Genomic DNA, 21,271 nt, shown 5'->3' on the forward strand with positions numbered 1-21,271 from the left:
ACCGGCCCCATCGCGAGCAAGCTCGCTCCCACAGGTAATTGCATTCCAATGTGGGAGCGAGCCTGCTCGCGAAGAGGCCTTACCAGACGCTAAAGAATCAGAACCCCTCCAACTCAGCCATCAGGTCATTCAGCCGATCCACCTTCTCCTCGGTAATGTCATTCGCCGCCAACCCATCAATGTATTCCGCCAACTCCGCCACCGTGCTGCACTCGAACATCGCCCGCAGCGGCACATCCCGTTGCAGCGCTTTCTGCACCCGCGACGCAATCTGCGTCGCCAGCAACGAATGCCCACCCAGCTCGAAGAAGTTGTCGCGCACACCGACCTTCTCGACCTTCAACACTTCAGCCCAAATGGCCGCCAGCGTCTGCTCCAGATCATTACGCGGAGCCAGATAGTCCTGGCTCTGCAACTGGCCGATCTCCAGCGCCGGCAGCGCCTTGCGATCAAGTTTGCCGTTGGCGTTGAGCGGCATGCGATCCAGCCACAACCAGTGCAGCGGCACCATGTATTCCGGCAATTCGGCGCGCAGGCGTTGCTTGATGCGTTCCAGTCGTTCGCTCGGACTCAAGGCGGAATCAGCCTCGACCAAATAGCCGACCAGATGTTTGCCATTCACCCCTTCCTGCACCCCCACCGCCGCCTCGCGGACCTCCGGCTGTTCATGCAGGCGCGCCTCGATTTCCCCCAGTTCGATGCGGTATCCGCGAATCTTCACTTGATGGTCGATGCGCCCGACGTACTCCAGCACCCCGTCACTGCGACGACGGGCCAGGTCGCCAGTGCGATACAACCGATCCCCCGGCGCCCCAAACGGGTTCGGCACAAACACCTGCGCCGTGCGCAACGGATCACTCACATAGCCGCGACCGACACCGGTGCCGGCCACGCATAACTCGCCCACCGCACCCAGCGGCACCAGTTCCAGCGCGCCATCGAGCAGGTACAAACGGTTGTTGTCGGTCGGTGTACCAATCGGCAAATAGCTGCCGCGCGTCGAGGCCAGGTCGACGCGGAAGAACGCCACGTCGTCCGAGCATTCCGCCGGGCCATAAGCGTTCACCAAGCCGATCTGCGGGTAACGCAACAGCCATTGGTGCGCCAGTTCCGGCGGCATCGCCTCACCGGTCGGCAGCATCCAGCGCAGACCGTCGAGGCTCATGCGCTCCTGGGCAAGCATGCCCTGGATCAGCGACGGCACGCTTTCCAGCACGGTGATGCCTTGCGCCGACACATGCGCCAACAGCCCCTGTGGATCATGGGCGATGGTGTTTGGCACGATGTCCACCCGCGCACCGAACAACGGCGCGGCGAGGAACTGCCAGACCGAAATATCGAAGCTTTGCGAGGCAGTCTGGGCGATCACGTCGGCATCACTGAGGTTCAGGTACGGCACCTTGCTCAACTGGTTATTGAGCATGCCGCGCTGCTCGACCATCACGCCTTTGGGCAAACCGGTGGAGCCCGAGGTGTAGATCACGTAGGCGAGGTTATCCGGCCCGCTATAAATGCCTGGATTGCCCACCGAAACAGTGCTCGCCTGGACCTCTTCCCAGACCAACAATTTAGGCCGCTGGGCGCAACCGAACTCATCCAGCAACGCCAGCGCCTGTTCGCGGCAGGCCTGAGTGCACACCAGCAACGGCGTACGGCTCAGATCGATGATCCGGCTCAGACGTTGACTCGGCAACCCCGGGTCCAGCGGCAGATACCCCGCCCCTGCCTTGAAGCTGCCAATGATCATGCCGAGCAGATCGAGATTACGTTCGGCCAGCAACGCCACCGGTTGATCCAGCCCGACACCGGCGGCGATCAGGGCGTGACCGAGGCGGTTGCTGCGCTGGTTCAGTTCGACGTAGCTGTGTTGCTGATCGAGGCAACTCGCGGCGATCCGTTGCGGATGCCGAGCAACTTGCGCTTCGAACAACGCGACATAGCTCTGTTCCAGCGGGTAATCGTGTTCGCTCTGGTTGCAACCATGGATGAGGAATTCCTGCTCCTCGCCCCCCAGCAACGGCAAGTCGGCCATGTCGCCATGGAACCCTTCGACCAGCGCCAGCAGCAAGCGCTTGAACTCACCGAGCATGCGCTCGATGGTCGATTCGTCGAAATAACGCTGGTCGTAAGACAGGTGCAGGCCCAAGTCATCGCCCGGATAGCACACAGCCGTCAGCGGGAAGTTGGTGTGGGTGCGGCCCGAGTCCGAGGTCGCGTTGAGGCTTTGCGCACGGTCCAGCACCGACACTTCCACCGGGGCGTTTTCGAACACGAACAGACTGTCGAACAGCGGCTGACCTTTGGGCAGTTCACCGTGTTCCTGAATGCTCACCAATGGCAGGTATTCGTACTCGCGCAGCTGCATGTTGCTGTCGAGCAAACCGCTGAGCCATTGGCGCACGCTGCAACGCTGATCGTCTTCGGGCATTTTCACCCGCAGCGCGATGCTGTTGATGAACAGCCCCACGGTGCGTTGCATCTGCGGCATGTCCACCGGGCGCCCGGCCACGGTGACACCGAACAGCACGTCGCGATCACCGCTCAAGCGCCGTAGCACCAGCGCCCACGCCGCTTGGGCGAAGGTGTTGATGGTCAGCTGATACGCCTGCGCCAATTCACGCAATTGCGCACCGTCACGGGCATCAAGCCGGGTGTAGCGGTCGCCGACGATCATGCCGCCGCTGTCGCCGGCGTGTTCGCGCAGGAACGGTCGATCACTCGGGATCGGCGTAGTGCGTTCGAAGCCCTGCAGGTTGGTTTTCCACCACTGCCGCGCGTCAGTCAGGCTCTGGCGTTGCAGCCAGCCGATGTAGTCGCGATACCGTGGCGGCACGGCCAGTTGCGCCTCGCGGCCTTCACCGAGGGCCGTGTAGATCTCGAAGAAATCGTTCATCAACAACGAACGGCACCAGGCATCGATCAGGATGTGGTGGTTGCTCATCATGAACCAGTAACGCGCCGCACCGACCTTGATCAGGCGCAGGTGGAACGGGGCCTGATTGAGCAGATCGAACCCGGCCTCACGCTCGCTTTTCAGCAGGGCCTGCAACGTCGGTTCCTGCTCGGTTTCGGGCATCGCGCTCCAGTCGAGGTACTCGATCGGTGTGCTGCCCGGCTTGTGGATAACCTGCAGCATGTCTTCGCCGACGTTCCAGCAGAACGACGCACGCAAGGCTTCGTGACGGGCAATCACCGCTTGCCAGGCCTGGGCGAAACGCTGCGGATCAAGCTCGCTGTTGATGCGGTAGCGGTCCTGCATGTAGTAGAGCCCGGTACCCGGCTCCAGCAAGGTGTGCAACAGCATGCCTTCCTGCATCGGGGTCAGCGGGTAGACGTCTTCGATCACGGCGGCCGGAACCGGCAGCGCGTCGAGTTGCGTCTGGGTCAGTTTCGCCAGCGGGAAGTCCGACGGTGTCAGGCCACCCGCCTCGTCTTGCAGGCAATGTTCGATCAGGCTGTGCAGTTCACGTACGTAAGCGTCAGCCAGGTCGGAGATAGTTTGCGGGTCATAGCGTTCGGCGCTGAAGGTCCAGCGCAGCACCAGTTCACCGCCGTAGACCTGACTGTCGACGCTCAGCTCATTGGGCAGCGGCGCGTGCGGATCGTGGGCCTCGCCGACCGCTTCATCCAGCGGACGGAACAAGGCATCCACGCCAAAGCTCTGGTCGAACTGACCGAGGTAGTTGAAGGTGATCGGCGCTGCCGGCAGCCCGGCCATCGCCTGTCGGCAGAGGTCGTCGGCCAGATAACGCAACACGCCATACCCCAAACCTTTGTGCGGCACGGCGCGCAGTTGTTCCTTGATCGCCTTGATCGAGTCGCCCTGCCCGCCGATCGGGGTCAGTTGCAACGGATAGGCGCTGGTGAACCAGCCCACGGTGCGGGTCAGGTCGATCTCTTCGAACAGGGTTTCGCGGCCGTGGCCTTCCAGTTGAATCAGGGTCGATTCGTCGCCGCTCCAGCGGCACAGCACGCGGGCCAGTGCCGTCAGCAGCAGGTCGTTGACTTGCGTGCGGTACGCGCTCGGCGCCTGTTGCAGCAATTGGCGAGTGCGCTCGCTATCAAGGCGCACGCTGACGGTGTGCGCGTGACGATTCTGCTGGCCGCCCTGAGGACGCTCGCAGGGCAATTCAACGCGTGGGCCGGCCAGTTGCGCCTGCCACCAGCTCAGTTCTTCGCGCAGGGATTCGCTGCCAGCGTACGCCTGCAAGCGCGCCGCCCAGTCCTTGAAGGCACTGGTTTTCGCCGGCAGGTTGACCGATTGTTGCGCGTCCAGTTGCCGGTAAACCGTTTGCAGATCATCCAGCAGCACGCGCCATGAAACGCCGTCGACCACCAGGTGGTGAATGGCGATGAACAGCCGTTGTTGTCCCTCAGGCCCATCGATCAGCAGCGCACGCAGCAACGGCCCCGCTTCGAGATCAAGGCTGCGCTGGGCATCGGCGAACAGCGCGGTGCATTGGTCCATCGACGAAACACGTACTTGCCACAGCACGGGGACATCGGACAGCGGTTGGTGTTCGGCGCGCCAGTGCGCATCGGTTTGGGTGAAGTGCAGGCGCAAGGCGTCGTGCTGTTCGATCACCGCCAGCAGCGCTTGCTCCAGGCGATGGGGCTCCAACGCCATTGTCGGTTCCAGCAGCAACGCCTGGTTCCAGTGTTGGCGCTCGGGGATGTCGGTATCGAAGAACCAATGCTGGATCGGCGTCAGACGCGACTCGCCGGTGAGCAAGCCTTGCTCGGCGGTGACCTGTCCAGTACGGGTCGCCACCGCGGCCAGAGTCTGCACAGTCTGGTGCTGGAACAGGTCACGCGGGCTGAAATGGATGCCCTGTTGCCGCGCGCGGCTGACCACCTGGATCGACAGAATCGAATCGCCGCCCAGTTCGAAGAAATTGTCGTTGAGCCCGACCTGCCCGACGTTCAGCACTTCGCACCAGATCGCGGCCAGGGTCAGTTCAAGTGCATTGCTCGGTGCAACATACTGCTGACGATTCAGCTCCGGGTCCGGTGCCGGCAATGCACGGCGGTCCAGTTTGCCGTTGGCGGTCAGCGGCATGCTGGCCAGCAGGATCAGGTGCGTGGGCACCATGTAATCCGGCAGTTGGGATTTGAGGTGCGACTTGAGGGATTCGCGCAGTTCGGCTCGTTGCGCTTCGTCCTGCTCGGCGACCTCCGTCACCAGATAGCCCACCAGTTGCTTGCCGCTCGGTGCGTCGAGGGCCAGCACCACGGCTTCACGGATCGATTCATGTTCCAGCAGGCGCGTTTCGATCTCGCCCAACTCGATGCGGAAACCGCGAATCTTCACTTGATGGTCGATGCGTCCGAGGTATTCCACCAACCCGTCGGCACGCTGACGCACCAGGTCGCCGGTGCGGTACAGGCGTCCGCCATTGTTGGCGAACGGATCGGCGACAAAACGTTCGGCGGTCATGCCCGGACGCTGGTGATAACCCTGCGCCAGACCGGCGCCGCCGACGTACAACTCGCCGGTCGCGCCTTGTGGAACCAACGCCAGGTCGGCGTCGAGAATGTAAGCCACCCGCGCACCGATCACGCTGCCAATCGGCACGCTGCCCAAGCCTTCTTCCAGCTGTTCAGGCGCGAGACTGGCCAGCGGCATGACTACGGTTTCGGTCGGGCCGTAAGCATTGAAAAACAGGCTGGGCTTGAAGGCTGCGCGAATCCGCGACAAGTGCTCGCCGGTCAGGGCCTCGCCGCCGGTGATGCACATGCGCACCGGCAGGGTTTCGCCCTGGGTCGCCAGCCATTGCGCCAACTGGCTGCCATAGCTCGGGGTGAAGCCGAGGATGTTGATGTGATGTTGCCGAATCAGCTCGCAGATTTCTTGCGCATCCCACTGCCCTTGCGCTCGCAACACCACTTGCGCACCGCTCAGCAACGGCACGAGTAAACGCTCGGTCGCGGCATCGAAGTTGATCGAATAGAAATGCAGCTCGCAGTCGTCCGGACGCATGCCGAAGCGTTCGATCACCGCTTGGCAGTGCATGGCGATTTCACCGTGAGACACCACCACCCCTTTCGGCTTGCCGGTGGAACCGGAGGTGTAAATCAGGTAGGCCTGATGTTGCGGCAGGCTGATAAACGGCAGCTCGGTGGTCGGGTAATTGACCAGCCCGGCCGTGTCCTCTTCCAGGCACCAGCGCGCGACCGTTGTTGGCAACTCGCCCAGCGCTTCGAACATCGCTGCATCGCTGAGTAGTAGACCGATACCGCTGTCTTCAATCATGTAGTGCAAACGGTCCAGCGGATATTCCGGGTCCAGCGGCACATAGGCACCGCCAGCCTTGAGAATCGCCAGCAGGCCGATGACCATTTCCAGCGACCGCTCAAGCGCCAGGCCGACACGCACCTGCGGGCCAACGCCACGCTCGCGAAGCATCCAGGCCAGTTGATTGGCGCGGCTGTCGAGTTCGGCATAACTCAGGGTTTGCCCGGCAAAAGTCAGGGCCGGCGCGTCTTTGCGGGCCAGTGCCTGCTCGCTGAACAGGTGATGAATGCACTGATCGAGGCGATGCTCGCCCGGTTCGACGCCAAGGCTATCGAGCAGGTGTTGCTGCTCACGGGTGTCCAGCAACGGCAGCTCACTGAGACGCTGTTGCGGATCGGTCAGCAACGCTTCCAGCAGATTGCGCCAATGTCCGGCCATGCGCGCGATGCGCGGTTCATCGAACAAATCTGTGCTGTAGGTCAGGCAGCAACCGAGACGATGATCGAGGTCGGTGACTTCCAGGTTGAGGTCGAACTTGGTCGCCCGCGCATCGTTGGCCAGGTACTCGACGGTCATGCCGGCCAGGGTGCGGCTCTGCTGGAACTCCCAGCGCTGCACGTTGCACATCACCTGGAACAGCGGGTTGTACGCGGCGCTGCGCGGTGGCTGCAACGCTTCCACCAGATGATCAAACGGCAGGTCCTGATGGGACTGGCCTTCGATCACGGTGTGGCGCACCTGCTCGAACAATTCACCGACGGACATCTGCCCATCGAGTTGGCAACGCAGCACTTGGGTGTTGAGGAACGCACCGATCAGCCCTTCGCTTTCCGGGCGAATCCGGTTGGCCACCGGCGCACCAATACGCAGGTCTGTCTGGCCGCTGTAGCGGTAAAGCAGCACGGCCAGCGCGGCGGTCATGGTCATGAACAGGGTCAAACCGTTTTGCGCGTTAAAGGCGCGCACGCGTGCCGCCAAATCATCGCTCAGGTCGAAACGGAACAGTTCGCCTTGATGGCTTTGCACCGGTGGACGCGGACGGTCCGCCGGCAGTTCCAGCAGCGGGTGTTCACGGCCCAGTTGCGCCGTCCAGTAATCGAGTTGGCTCTGACGCTCGCCGGACTCCAGCCACTGCCGTTGCCACACGCTGTAATCGAGGTAGTGCACCGGCAGCGGCGCCAGCGGTGATTCGCGGTCATCGACGAAGGCTTCGTAAAGCGCGCTCAGCTCCCGGGCAAAGATGTCCATCGCCCAGCCTTCAGTGACGATGTGGTGCAGGGTCAGCACCAGGTAATGTTCGTGCTCGGCGGTCTTGACCAGGCAGGCACGCAGCAGCGGGCCGGTTTCCAGATCGAACGGCGTATGCGCCTCGTCGTCAGCCAGTTGCTGGACGCGTTGCTCGCGGACTTCACCCGCCAGTGCGGAAAAATCCTTCCAGTCCATGCGCATTCCGGTTTGCCCATGCACCTGTTGCCGGGCCACGCCGTCGACGCTCGGGAACGTGGTGCGCAGGGTTTCGTGGCGCATGATCAGCGCTTGCAGCGCCGCTTCGAAACGCCCGACATCGAGCACGCCACGCAACCGCGCCATGCCACCGACGTTGTACGCCGGGCTGTCCGGTTCCATCTGCCAGAGGAACCACATGCGCTGCTGCGAATACGACAGCGGCACCGGTTGGCTGCGGTCGACTTGCTCGATCGGCGGTTGCTTGTTGGTGTGTCCGCTGACCTGAATCAGCCGAACCTGCTCGGCAAACGCGCCCAGTTCACTGTTCTCGAACAACGCACGCAACGGCAATTCGACGTCGCAGGCCTGGCGGGTGCGGGAAATGATTTGTGTGGCCAGCAACGAGTGCCCGCCAAGGGCGAAGAAGTCGTCGCGCAGACCGATTTGCGTCTGGCCCAGCACTTCGCGCCAGATGCCGGCGATCTGTTGTTCCAGCGCAGTGACCGGTTCGACGTGTTCACGCACTTGCCATTGCGGCTCGGGCAAGGCGCGACGGTCGAGCTTGCCGCTCGGGCTCAGGGGCATTTGCTCCAGGCGCATCAGCTGCGCCGGAACCATGTATTCCGGCAGCTCGGCCCCTAGCGCGGTGATCAGGCGTGTGGTCTGGGCGTCTTCGGTTTCGCTGGTTTCTGTGGTGGTGAAGTAACCGATCAACTGCCCGCCGACCGCCGTCTCGCGCACCAGCACCACGGCTTGCGCGACGCCATTCTGCGCCAGCAACCGCGCTTCAATCTCCTGCGGCTCGACACGGAAGCCGCGCAATTTGACCTGCTGATCGAGCCGGCCGAGGTATTCGATCACGCCGTCGGCGGTCCAGCGCGCACGGTCGCCGGTGCGATACAGGCGTGCGCCCTGCTCGCCCAGCGGATCAACGACAAAACGTTCGGCGGTCAGGCCAGGACGCCCCAGATAACCGCGCGCCAGCCCGATGCCGCTGATGCACAACTCACCGGGTACGCCCGCCGGTACGGGGTTGAGGTCGTCGTCGAGCACGCGGCAGATGACGTTGCCCAACGGACGGCCAATCGGCGAACGCTCACCATCGGCGGTGGTGCACTGCCAGTGGGTGACGTTGATCGCGGTCTCGGTCGGACCATAACGATTGTGCAGCTGCACGGCGGGTAATTGTTCCAGCACACGGTTGCGCAGTTCTGCCGGCAAGGCTTCGCCGCCGGAGAATACGCGGCGCAGGCTGGTGCATTCAGCAGTGAGCGGTTCGTCGATGAACAACGAAAGCAAGGGCGGTACGAAGTGCAGCGTGGTCACGCCGTACTGCTGGACCAACTGCGCAATGCGATGCGGGTCACGGTGTTCACCGGGGCCGGCCATCAGCAAACGGGCGCCGGTGATCAGCGGCCAGAAGCATTCCCACACCGACACGTCGAAACTGATCGGCGCCTTTTGCATCAGCACGTCGGTGTCATTCAGGCGATAGGTGTCTTGCATCCATTGCAGTCGCTCGGCCAACGCCGCGTGAGTGTTGCCGACGCCCTTCGGCTGACCGGTGGAACCCGAGGTGTAGATCACGTAGGCGAGGTTGTCGCCATGCAAATGCAGCCCCGGCGCATGGCTCGGCCAACCGTCGAGGTTGAGCGCGTCCATGGCAATCACGCTGACGCCCTCGGTGGCCGGCAGATGTTCAAGCAACCCGGTTTGGGTCAGCAGCAAGTCGACGCCGCTGTCGCCGAGCATGTAGGCCAGGCGTTCGGCCGGGTAGTCCGGGTCCAGCGGCACATACGCGCCACCGGCCTTGATGATCGCCAGCAGGCCGATCAGCAATTGCGGCGAGCGTTGCGCAGCGATGGCCACGCACACGTCCGGGCCGACGCCTTTGTCGCGCAGGTAATGCGCGAGGCGGTTGGCTCGGGTGTGCAGGTCGGCGAAGTCCATGGCGCCACCGTCCCACAGCAGGGCGGTGCGTTCCGGTGTCAGTTTTGCCTGTTCGTTGAGCCGTTGCGGCAGCCATTGGCTGGCCGGCGTGCAAGGCTCAGCGTTCCAGGCTGCTTGCTGAGCGTGCTCGCTCGACGTCAGCAGCGGCAGGTCGCCGATGGCCGTGTCGGGTTGTTCGCAAATGGCGCGCAAAAGGTTGCTGAAGTGTTCGGCCAGACGCGCAATGGTCGATGCGTCGAACAGTTCGCTGGCGTAGTCGAAAGACAAGCTGAGGCGACCCTTTTGGTCTTCCTCGCTGTGCAGTTGCAGGTCGAACTTGGCTTCGCGGCTGTGCCACGGCAGCTCTTCGGCAAGCAATCCCGGCAACCGGCGCAGTGCGCTCAAGTCCCGTTGCTGGTGGTTGAACATGACCTGGAACAGACCTTGTTCACGGGCTTGCGGGAACGCTTCGAGCAGTTGTTCGAACGGCAGGTCCTGATGCGCCTGGGCGCCCAATGCGTTCTGCCGGGTTTGCGCCAACAGCTCAACAAAAGGCTGCCGCGAATCCACTTCGGCACGCAGCACCTGGGTGTTGATGAAGAAGCCGATCAGACCCTGTGTTTCCAGGCGTGGACGGTTGGCATTCGGCACGCCGATGCGGATGTCGCGCTGGCCACTGTAGCGGTGCAACAGGCTCTGGAACGCGGCGAGCAGCAGCATGAACGGGGTTGATTCATGCACCTGCGCGGTCCGGCGAATGGCGTCGCTCAAGGTCGCGTCCAGCTTGACGGAATAACGCGCCGCGCTGTGAGTGTGCTGTGCCGAACGCGGGTGGTCGGTGGCCAGGTTGAGCGTCGGCTGCTCATCGCCCAACCGGGCTTTCCAGTAAGCCAGTTGTCGTTCACCCTCCCCTTGCACCAGCCATTGGCGCTGCCAACTGCCGTAGTCGGCATACTGGGTCGGCAAGGCGGGAAGTGTTGCTTGCTGTCCCTGGGATGCAGCGGCGTACAGGCGTGAGAACTCGTCGATCAACACGTTCAGCGACCAACCGTCGGCGATGATGTGGTGCATCGTTACCAGCAACTGGTGATCTTCATCGTCGAGGCGCACCAGCGTCACCCACAGCAGCGGGCCTTTCTCCAGATCGAACTGGGTACGCGCTTCGTCCTCACGGATCTGCTCGGCGCGGGCTTCACGCTCGGCGGCCGGCAGGTCGCTGATGTCGATCAATTGCAGGTTGAACCGGGTGGCTGCATCCACCTGTTGCAGCGCCACGCCGTCACGCTCGAAGAACCGCGTGCGCAGGGATTCGTGGCGCTCGATCAGTTGCTGGAAACTGGCGCGCAGCGCGTCTTCATCCAATTCACCACGCAAGCGCAACGCACCGGGAATGTTGTAGGCGCTGCTGTGCGGGTCGAGTTGCCAGGTGATCCACAGGCGGTTTTGCGCCAGGGATTGCGGCATGGCGTCGGTGCGCGGCAACGGGGTGATCGCGCCTTGGGCGAGGCCGCCATCCTGTTGTTGCTGAGCCACTGCATTGGCGAATGCGCCGAGAGTCGGCGCTTCGAACAACAGGCGCAGGTTCAGCTCCAGGCCGAGTGCTTCGCGCAGACGCGCGACTACTTGGGTGGCGGCGATGGAGTTGCCGCCGAGCAGGAAGAAGTGGTCGTCGGCATGGATCTGTTTGACCTGCAATTGTTCGCACCAGATCTGGCCGATCAGGGTTTGCAACTCAGAAGCGGTTTCGGTGTTTGCTTCACGCTCGGTGGCCGCTGACGGAAACAGCGCATAGCTGTCGAGACTCCCATCCGCCAGACGATTGCGGCACGCCGAGCGTTGCAACTTGCCGCTCGATGTCTTGGGCAGCGCGCCCGGATTCAGCAGCACCACCACGCTCGGCGCTTCTTGATACGCCTCGGCCACGGCTTGGCGGATGGCTTTGATCAGCGCTTCGGGCGCCAGGATTTTCTGCACGCTGCGGCTGATTTCCGCGGCGATGCCAATGCCTTCCTGACCGTCGATATTGACCGCGAATGCAGCGACGCGACCTTTGCGCACCACCTCCACTTCCCGCTCAATGGTTTGCTCAATGTCCTGTGGATAAAGGTTATGACCGCGAACGATCAGCAGGTCCTTCAGGCGCCCGGTGATGAACAGTTCAGCGTCGCGCATAAACCCCAGGTCACCGGTGCGCAACCAGGTCTGGCCGTTGTGCTGTACGAAGGTCTTGGCGCTGGCCTCGGGGTTGCGCCAATAGCCGAGGGCAATGCTCGGCCCGGTGGCCCAGACTTCACCGACAGCGTTGTCGGCCAGTTCAGTGAGCGCAACCGGATCGACAATCAGCACCGCGTGATCCGGCTGGCTGATACCACAACTCATGATCGCGCTGCCCTCGCCCGGTTCCGCACGGTTTTGCGCCATGGCTTGATCGTCCACGCGCAGGTTGCCAATGCCCCGGCCACGAGGGCTGCCGGCCACGAACAGCGTCGCTTCGGCCAAGCCGTAGGACGCCATGAAACTGTCCGGGGTAAAACCGCACGGGGCGAATTTCTCGGTGAAGCGCTCCAGGGTATCGAGACGAATCGGCTCGGAACCGGAATACGCCACACGCCAGCCGCTCAGGTCGAGTCGCTCCAACGCCGACTCGCTGACCCGCTCGCTGCACAGCCGATAGGCAAAATCCGGCCCGCCGCTGATCGTGCCCCCGTACTCGCTGATCGCTTCCAGCCAGCGCAACGGCCGGCCGAGGAAGTACGCCGGCGACATCAGCACGCACGGTACGCCGCTGAAAATCGGCTGTAACAGACCGCCGATCAAACCCATGTCGTGGTACAGCGGCAGCCAGCTGACGATCACGTCGTCAGGGTTCAGATCAATGCCAAAGCCGTGGCGAATCAGCAATTCGTTGGCCACCAGATTGCCGTGGCTGACTTGCACGCCTTTGGGCAATGCGGTGGAACCGGAGGTGTATTGCAGGAAGGCGATGTGGTCGCCTTCGAGGTTTGGTTCGACCCAGCGATCCGCCAGTTCCACATTGAGGGTATCGACGCAGAGCAGCGGCGGCGCGCCTTCGATCTGCTGTAACGCGTCGCGCAGATCGGCGCTGGTCAGCAGCAAGCGCGGCTCGGCATCGCTGATGATCGACAGCAGGCGTTCCTGATGATGACGTTTGGCCGATTCCGGCGGATAGGCCGGCACCGCAATCACCCCCGCATACAGGCAGCCAAAAAACGCGGCGACGTAATCCGGGCCACTGGGAAACAGCAGCACCGCGCGATCGCCAAATTCCGCCTCGGCTTGCAACGCACCGGCAATGGTTCGCGCACGCCGATCCAGTTCGCGATAGCTGAGGACTACAGCCTGATCCGGGGTGTCGGCAAGAAAACGCAAGGCCACCCGATCCGGCGTCAGGGCCGCGCGGCGCTGTAAAGCTTGGACCAGTGTGCTTGGGAGTTCGAACGCGTCGGTCATGAGTTTTCCTGCCTGATTTCGGCTTGCAAGTGGAATCGGTTTTCTGGCGTCACGCCCATGGGAAGGCGTGCAGGACGCGGTCTTCGCCGACCGCGCAAGGCATTGGGAATGCGGCTGTGGCCGGGATTCGCCCGGAGCCTTTCACCAATGAGAACGGATGACGTCTGCAAATAATTAGTCGACAGGCCGGATAGCCAGCGGGGATGGGTGGTGCAAGCGAGGGCGTCGGCGTGCGGCAGTTCGCACTTTGCACCAACGAGGCGCATTACTTCTCTTTCTCAATTGACAATCATTATCATTCAGCCTAATTTGTCGCTCGACGTGTCGGACGGCGCAGGTTTCGTGCCGTCCCACCAACCTATTGGCAGCAGGGTGATTTCCATGACGGAACAAGTATCCACAAGCAGGTGCGATTCACCGCTACTTCAGGCCTTCGTCGACAATCGACTGATTCTGGTCAAGATTGCAGCCCGCATTACCGGTTGCAGGTCACGCGCTGAAGACGTGGTGCAGGATGCATTTTTCCGGCTGCAATCAGCACCGGCGATCACGTCCTCGTTCAAGGCTCAGCTCAGCTACCTGTTCCAGATCGTGCGCAACCTGGCGATCGACCATTACCGCAAGCAGGCGCTGGAGCAGAAGTATTCCGGCCCTGAAGAGGAAGGTCTGAACGTGGTGATTCAAGGCGCTTCACCTGAAACCTCGCACATCAATTTCTCGACCCTCGAGCACATTGCCGATGCGCTGACGGAGTTGCCGAGCCGCACCCGTTACGCCTTCGAGATGTACCGCCTGCACGGGGTGCCGCAGAAGGACATCGCCAAGGAACTCGGCGTATCGCCGACCCTGGTGAACTTCATGATTCGTGATGCGCTGGTGCATTGCCGCAAGGTGTCGGGGAGTCGGGCGGATACTTTTGCTCGTCGCTAAGAGCTGAAATCGGCGTCGCCCCATTCGCGAGCAGGCTCGCTCCCACATTTGATCCTTGGTGCACACAAATTGTGTGTTCACTGGAGATCCCCTGTGGGAGCGAGCCTGCTCGCGAAGGCAGACTCAAGACCCATGCAGGTCCTGAGCCTTAAGCATCAAGCCAAAGCACACCGATCAAAAAACCGCTCCCGCCCCACCACCATCAACGCCGCGCGCTTGTGCGGGAAGTCGAACTCCTTCTCGCAGTAAAAACCCTGCCCCTGCATATGCCCGATCATCTTCGCGTTATCGGCGCGAGGCTCGGCCACCACCCGCTGCGTGCGCGGATCGTCGAGAAACAGGTAATGCACCAGCGCCGATAACCAGCTCGCCACTTTGTGCGGCCCCCGGTGATTTTCTTCACCCACCAGCATGTGGATGCCACGGTCGTAATCATCGACGTCATAGAACGGCGCGATGCGGTCTTCCTTGGCCCAATACGCTTCGAAGTAGGCAAACGGCTGATCATCGAAACAGCCGATCAGCGTTACCGTGTGCGGGTCCGCCGCCAGTTTGTCCAGGTAGTCACGATGCTGTTCGAGACTGCCCTCCTCCTGCCAGAAACTCGCCACGCGCGGGCTGTTCTGCCAGCGATTGAAACGTTCCAGGTCCAATTCAATGTCCACCGTGCGCAGGGAAATCCAGGCACCGAGATGCGCATCAAAGCGCCGATAGACTTCGCCCTGCGGCTTCGGTGGGCGCAGTGGATGACGCTTGCCGTTGCTGATGACCTTATGCTGCGGATAACCGACGGTCAGCGATTCACCCAGCCATGGCTGAGGCAATTGCCAGAACAGGGTGCGCAGGCAGTGATACTGGCCGGCGACTTCGGTAGGAATCAGCAATCCGCTGAGCAGTGCATCGTCGGGGACTTCATCGAGTTGCCAGGTCAGGCGCTGGCAAGCAGGATCACGGGCAAACAGCCAATAACACGCCGTCCGGATGCCATGTCCGAGCGGTTGGCCAAAGTGCTCTTCCACCTGCACCTGTAACTCGGGCTCGCGGGTCAGGCGCAGCTGAATCAACGGCAGCCCTTGCAGGCTGAGGTGCAGGCGATTTTCGCTTTCATCCGCTACAAGCGGCCCTTCGGCTGGCAAGGCCAGCGCAGTCAGGTCAATCAAATCGGGCATGGGTCGGGCTCACGTTAATCGTCGACAGTTCAACGATGTGACGTGAGCCGGGGCCGGAAATTTAAGACAAGTGCGTAAATACTGTGGCGCGAAATCAGTTTCGCGGCACCGGCACCACGGCGATTTTGTATGGATCGAAAATCTTCAGCATCTGGCCGTTGTCGCGCAATCCTTGCAGCAACTTGCCGAACGCTTCGCCAGTGATGGGCGCGGAGGGACGGAGGATGGCGTAGTGGTGATAGACCTGATCGATGCGCTGGGACACCAACAGCTGATCGCCGACTTTCTCGTTGCGCAGCAGGTAATCGCTCAGGTACGAGCGCGTCACCAGGGCAATGTCCGCCCGCCCGCGCAGCACCATCAGCAAATTGCTGTCGTGGGAATAGGTCAGCGTCGCGTTGTAGTTTTGCGCGAGGAATTTCGGGTCGGCATTGAAGTTGGCGAATTCGTAGTGATAGCCGCTGAACAGGGCCAGCCGCTTGCCGGAGAGGTCGGCAAAATAGTTCTGCTGCCGATCCGGCAGGCGTTGCGCGACAAAAATCTCGGCGTCTTCAAGCCCCATATCGACGTCGATGTGCGGAATGTCCTTCCACCCCCAATCCGGGTTTTCGAAAATCGCCATATCGACCCGACCCTGCTTGAAATCACCAAAGCGCCGTGGAATGGAAGTGGGCACCAGGACAAATTGATAATCGCTTTGCTCGCGATTCAACGCCTCGACCAGCTGTGGCAGCAGGCCGGTGTCGACACCGGTTTCCGGGCGAATGGTATAGGGCGGAAAATGCGCCGCCCCCACTCGTACCAGTTGTGCCGCGTGGGACGGCAATACCCAGAGCGCCGCAAGCGACGCCAGCAAAAGCTGCGAAGCCATCCTGATTGGCGAAGACATCAAAACAACCCACTCCCCAAAAAATACGCATCAATGCATTCAAGCTAGGCGGTTTCGGCCACTTAGCCAGTTTCCTTAGATTGGCACAACCTTATTGTTTTTCTTCCAGCACGAGAATCAAGGCTTCCTCGGCCAATTGATCGAGGCTCATGCTGCCGTCAGCGCGAAACCAGGTGGTGGTCCAGGACAATGCGCCCGTCAGGAAACGCCGCGTGATGAACACATCGCCGCGAATGAAACCTGCCTCTTTGGCTTCGCCCAACACCTGCAGCCACAGTTCTTCATAAATATCACGCAGCGCCAATACCTGCGCCTGCCCGTCTTCGGACAACGAGCGCCATTCATACACCAGCACCGCCATGGCCTCGCCGCTACCGCCCATGATCGACTGCAGTTCACAACGAATCAGCGCCAGCACCCGTTCGCGTACGTTGGCGGACTCGGCCAGGGCCGCACGCATCAACGCGGTGTTGTAGCGGATGGTCTCTTCCATCACGGCGCGAAGGATTTCGTCCTTGCTCTTGAAGTGATGAAAAATACTGCCTGACTGGATGCCCACGGCACCCGCCAGATCGCGCACAGTGGTGCGTTCATAACCTTTGTTGCGGAACAGGTGAGCCGCCACTTGCAGCAGTTTGCCGCGGGCGCTGTCCGGGTCGGTCAATTGGCCGCTGTCGACCAATTCGCGCATGACCCTCAGGGCTTTTTGCTCGTCCACCCGTTCTCTCCTACAGTCGATCAATCAAATACGCCGCTCGCCGCTAAAACAACGGGGTTGCGCGGGCAATTTAAGCTGGCAAGGACAACCAAGCAAGCGCTCGGGCAGAAGATATTTCAGGCATTTACAAACCAAGCGCTTGCTTGGTAGTCTCGATTCACTTCACTGGGAGGTGGCTATGCAGTTGACTGTGCCTAAAACGATTCGCATCGGCTGCGCCAGCGCCTTCTGGGGCGACACCTCGACCGCCGCCGCGCAACTGGTGGAAGGCGGACGCCTGGACTACCTGGTTTTCGACTATCTGGCCGAAATCACGATGTCGATCATGGCCGGCGCACGGATGAAAGACCCGCAGGCCGGCTATGCGGGCGACTTCATCGAAGTCCTCAGCCCTTTGTTGGCGCAACTTGCCGAACAAAACATTCGTGTCATCAGCAACGCCGGCGGGGTCAACCCGCTCGCCTGCGCCGCCGCCCTGCAAGCCGCCTGCGACAAGGCCGGCGTGGCGCTGAAAATCGCCGTGCTGCTGGGCGATGACCTGCAACCGCACTTCAAACAGCTGAGCAGCCAGGGCATTCATGAAATGTTCAGCGGCGCGCCATTGCCGCCCCTGTGCGTATCGACCAACGCCTACCTCGGCGCGCCGGGCATCGTCGAGGCTTTGCGCCTGGGTGCGGACATCGTCATCACCGGGCGCGTGGTCGACAGCGCAGTGGTCAGCGCTGCACTGGTGCATGAATTTGGCTGGTCCTGGCACGACTACGACAAACTGGCCCAAGCTGCGCTGGCCGGCCACATCATCGAATGCGGCGCCCAATGCACCGGCGGTAATTTCACCGACTGGCGTGACGTGCCCGACTACGAACACATCGGCTTCCCCATCGTCGAAGTCAGCGCCGACGGCCAGTTCATCGTCAGCAAACCGCAAGGCTCCGGCGGCCTGGTCACGGCTCTGACCGTCGGCGAGCAAATGCTTTATGAAATCGGCGATCCTCGGGCTTACCTGCTGCCGGATGTGGTCTGTGATTTCACTCAGGTCAAACTTCAACAACAGGGCAAAAACGCGGTTCAAGTACACGGCGCCAAGGGCTTGCCGCCGACCGATCAGTACAAGGTCAGCGCGACATACCCGGACGGTTTCCGCTGCACCGCCAGTTGCCTGATCGCGGGCATCGATGCGGTGGACAAGGCGCGTCGGGTCAGCGAAGCGATCATCAACAAGACTTCGGATATTTTCCGCCAGCGCGGCTGGGCACCCTACAGCGAAGTGAGCATCGAACTGCTCGGCAGCGAGGCCACGTACGGCCCCCACGGCCAGCGCACGGACAGCCGCGAAGTGGTGATCAAACTCGCCGTGCGCCACCCGAGCAAACAGGCGTTGATCGTGTTCTCCCGGGAAATCGCCCAGGCCGCAACGGGCATGGCGCCGGGGCTGACCGGCATTGTTGGCGGACGGCCAACGGTGTATCCGCTGATCCGGCTGTTCTCCTTCCTTATCGACAAAACCGCCTGCACGCTGGACATTGATTTCAACGGCCAGCGCCATCCCTGCGCCCTGCCCGCCGTCGATGTGCTCGACCCGGATGACTTGCCTGCCCCGTTCGACCCACCGCAGCCCAGCGACCGCGCCGACGCCAGCGTGGCCCTGATCAAACTCGCGGTCGCGCGCTCCGGCGACAAAGGCAATCACAGCAACATCGGGGTCATGGCCCGCGAGCCCGAGTACCTGCCGTGGATCGCCGAAGCGCTGACACCGGCGGTCATGGTCGACTGGATGAGCCACGTCCTCGACCCCGTTCACGGGCGTGTGGAGCGTTGGTATTTGCCCGGCACCCACAGCCTGAATTTTCTCCTGGAGAACGCCCTCGGCGGCGGTGGCGTGGCCAGCCTGCGGATCGACCCGCAAGGCAAGGCCTTCGCCCAGCAGCTGCTGGAAATCCAGATTCCGGTGCCGCAGCGCATCGCCGACCAGGTCAACTAGAGGACTGCCGCCATGGCTTACGATTCGATCTTCAAAACCGATCTGTTTACGGGCCAAACCATTCTTGTCACCGGTGGCGGCAGCGGCATCGGCCGTTGCACCGCCCATGAACTGGCAGCGCTGGGCGCGCATGTGTTGCTGGTCGGGCGCAAGGCCGACAAGTTGAAAAGCGTCGCTGCCGAGATTGCCGAAGATGGCGGCAAGGCGGATTGGGCCGCGTGCGATATTCGCGAGGAAGAAGCGGTCAAGCACCTGGTCAGCGAGTTGATTCGCAAATACGGGCCGATCCATGGGCTGGTCAACAATGCCGGCGGGCAATTCCCTTCCCCCTTGGCCTCGATCAATCAGAAAGGTTTCGAAACCGTGGTCCGCACCAATCTGGTGGGCGGTTTCCTGATGGCCCGGGAAGTGTTCAATCAATCCATGAGCAAGCATGGCGGCGCCATCGTCAACATGCTCGCCGACATGTGGGGCGGCATGCCCGGCATGGGGCATTCAGGCGCGGCGCGTGCGGGCATGGATAACCTGACCAAGACCGCCGCTTTCGAATGGGGTTACGCCGGGGTACGGGTCAATGCAGTGGCGCCGGGGTGGGTCGCGTCCAGTGGCATGGACACTTACGAAGGCGCATTCAAAGCGGTAATTCCGACCTTGCGCGAACACGTGCCGCTGAAACGCATCGGTACCGAATCGGAAGTCAGCGCGGCGATTGTGTTCCTGCTCAGCCCGGCCGCGGCGTTTGTCAGCGGCAGCACCTTGCGCATCGACGGCGCTGCCAGCCTCGGCGGGCGGGCGTGGCCGATTCACAAGGCTACGAACAGTGAGTCGTACAACGGTTTTCACCGCGCGTACTTACCTGACGTACTCAAGGACAAGGAATAGCCCATGCCGGTGATTGAATCCCAGGTAGACCCGTTCAACGCGCAGTTCGCCCAGAACCGCGACGCGATGCTGGCCGTGATCGAACACGTGCGCCAGCTCGAGCAGAACCTGTTGAACAAGGCTGCCGAAGCCAAGCCGAAATTCGACAAGCGTGGCCAACTGCTGCCGCGTGAACGGCTTAACCTGCTGCTCGACCCCGGCGCGCCGTTCCTCGAACTGGCGAGCCTGGCCGGCTACAAGCTGCACGACGACAAGGACGGCAGCGCGGCCGGTGGTGGTTTGATCGCCGGGATCGGTTACGTGTCCGGCGTGCGCGTGCTGGTGGTAGCGAACAATAGCGCGATCAAGGGCGGGACCATTTCCCCCAGCGGATTGAAAAAGTCCCTGCGCCTGCAACAGATCGCCATGGAGAACAAACTGCCGGTGATCACCCTCGCAGAAAGCGGTGGCGCCAACCTGAATTACGCCGCGGACATTTTCGTCGAAGGCGCGCGCAGCTTCGCCAATCAGGCGCGGATGTCGGCCATGGGATTGCCGCAGATTACCGTGGTGCACGGTTCGGCCACCGCGGGCGGCGCGTATCAGCCGGGACTGTCGGATTACGTGGTGGTCGTGCGCGGCAAAGCCAAGCTGTTTCTCGCCGGCCCGCCCCTGCTGAAAGCGGCGACCGGTGAAGTCGCCACTGACGAAGAACTCGGCGGCGCCGAGATGCACGCACAAACCGCCGGCACCGCCGAGTACCTGGCCGAGAACGATGCCGACGGCGTGCGTCAGGTGCGCGAGATTGTCAGTTTGTTGCCCTGGAACGATCAGTTACCCTGGCGCCCGGATCATCGCTGGGAAGAGCCGCTCTACCCCATCGACGAGCTGCTGGGCCTGATCCCGGACGACCCGAAAAAACCTTATGACGTGCGCGAGATCATCGCGCGTATCGCCGACGGTTCGAGCTTCCTCGAATTCAAGGCTGAGTTCGATCAGCAGACCGTCTGCGGCCACCTGAAAATCCAGGGGCGTGCCTGTGGCTTCATCGGCAACAACGGCCCGATCACGCCCAAGGGCGCGAGCAAGGCCGCGCAATTCATCCAGCTGTGCGACCAGAGTCAGACGCCACTGCTGTTTTTCCACAACACCACCGGGTTCATGGTCGGCACCGAATCGGAACAGCAAGGCGTGATCAAGCACGGAGCGAAGATGATTCAGGCGGTGGCAAACGCTCGGGTACCGAAACTGACGATTGTCGTCGGCGGCTCTTATGGTGCCGGCAACTACGCGATGTGCGGGCGTGGCCTCGACCCGCGCTTCATCTTCGCCTGGCCCAACAGTCGCACCGCCGTGATGGGCGGCGCCCAGGCCGGCAAGGTGCTGCGCATCGTCACCGAGGCCAAACAGCTCAAGGACGGTCTGGTGCCGGACCCGAAAATGCTCGACATGCTGGAGCAGGTCACCGCGCAGAAACTCGACAGTCAGTCCACCGCGCTCTACGGCAGTGCCAATCTGTGGGACGACGGGCTGATCGATCCGCGGGATACCCGGACGTTGCTCGGTTACTTGCTGGATATCTGTCACGAGGCCGAAGTGCGGCCGCTGCAAACCAACAGTTTTGGCGTCGCCAGGTTCTAGA

General features: G+C 62.0%; 8 protein-coding genes. 4 read left to right on the top strand and 4 right to left on the bottom strand.

The features are described from left to right. Window positions 1–97: 97 nt before the first annotated feature. Entirely contained in the window at window positions 98–13,081 is a 12,984-nt protein-coding gene (locus ACWKV5_RS10510; RefSeq protein ID WP_483841225.1) for a non-ribosomal peptide synthetase, read from the bottom strand. Between the two features lie 381 nt (window positions 13,082–13,462). Between ACWKV5_RS10510 and ACWKV5_RS10515 the strand changes: the two genes are divergently transcribed. After that, complete coding sequence (locus ACWKV5_RS10515) at window positions 13,463–14,011, top strand: RNA polymerase factor sigma-70 (RefSeq protein WP_027925770.1); 549 nt, start codon at window positions 13,463–13,465, stop codon at window positions 14,009–14,011. 155 nt (window positions 14,012–14,166) lie between these two features. Here ACWKV5_RS10515 and ACWKV5_RS10520 read toward each other — a convergent pair whose 3' ends face one another. From ACWKV5_RS10520 to ACWKV5_RS10530, 3 genes are all read right to left on the bottom strand, one after another. Next, a complete protein-coding gene (locus ACWKV5_RS10520; RefSeq protein WP_483841226.1) occupies window positions 14,167–15,180 on the bottom strand; it encodes a GNAT family N-acetyltransferase in 1,014 nt (337 codons plus the stop codon). A 94-nt stretch (window positions 15,181–15,274) separates the two neighbouring features. Beyond that, complete coding sequence (locus ACWKV5_RS10525) at window positions 15,275–16,069, bottom strand: substrate-binding periplasmic protein (RefSeq protein ID WP_483841227.1); 795 nt, start codon at window positions 16,067–16,069, stop codon at window positions 15,275–15,277. 91 nt (window positions 16,070–16,160) lie between these two features. Next, window positions 16,161–16,787 (bottom strand): TetR/AcrR family transcriptional regulator, encoded by a 627-nt coding sequence (locus tag ACWKV5_RS10530; protein WP_483841228.1) that lies wholly within the window; start codon window positions 16,785–16,787, stop codon window positions 16,161–16,163. Between the two features lie 190 nt (window positions 16,788–16,977). Between ACWKV5_RS10530 and ACWKV5_RS10535 the strand changes: the two genes are divergently transcribed. From ACWKV5_RS10535 to atuC, 3 genes are read left to right on the top strand one after another with little or no spacing between them, the layout of a single operon-like run. Further along, a complete protein-coding gene (locus ACWKV5_RS10535) occupies window positions 16,978–18,768 on the top strand; it encodes an acyclic terpene utilization AtuA family protein (RefSeq protein WP_483841449.1) in 1,791 nt (596 codons plus the stop codon). Window positions 18,769–18,780: 12 nt separating this feature from the next. After that, complete coding sequence (locus tag ACWKV5_RS10540) at window positions 18,781–19,650, top strand: SDR family oxidoreductase (RefSeq protein ID WP_483841229.1); 870 nt, start codon at window positions 18,781–18,783, stop codon at window positions 19,648–19,650. A 3-nt stretch (window positions 19,651–19,653) separates the two neighbouring features. After that, complete coding sequence (gene atuC / locus ACWKV5_RS10545) at window positions 19,654–21,270, top strand: geranyl-CoA carboxylase subunit beta (protein WP_483841230.1); 1,617 nt, start codon at window positions 19,654–19,656, stop codon at window positions 21,268–21,270. Window position 21,271: the final 1 nt, after the last annotated feature.

Source organism: Pseudomonas oplopanacis, assembly GCF_057128725.1.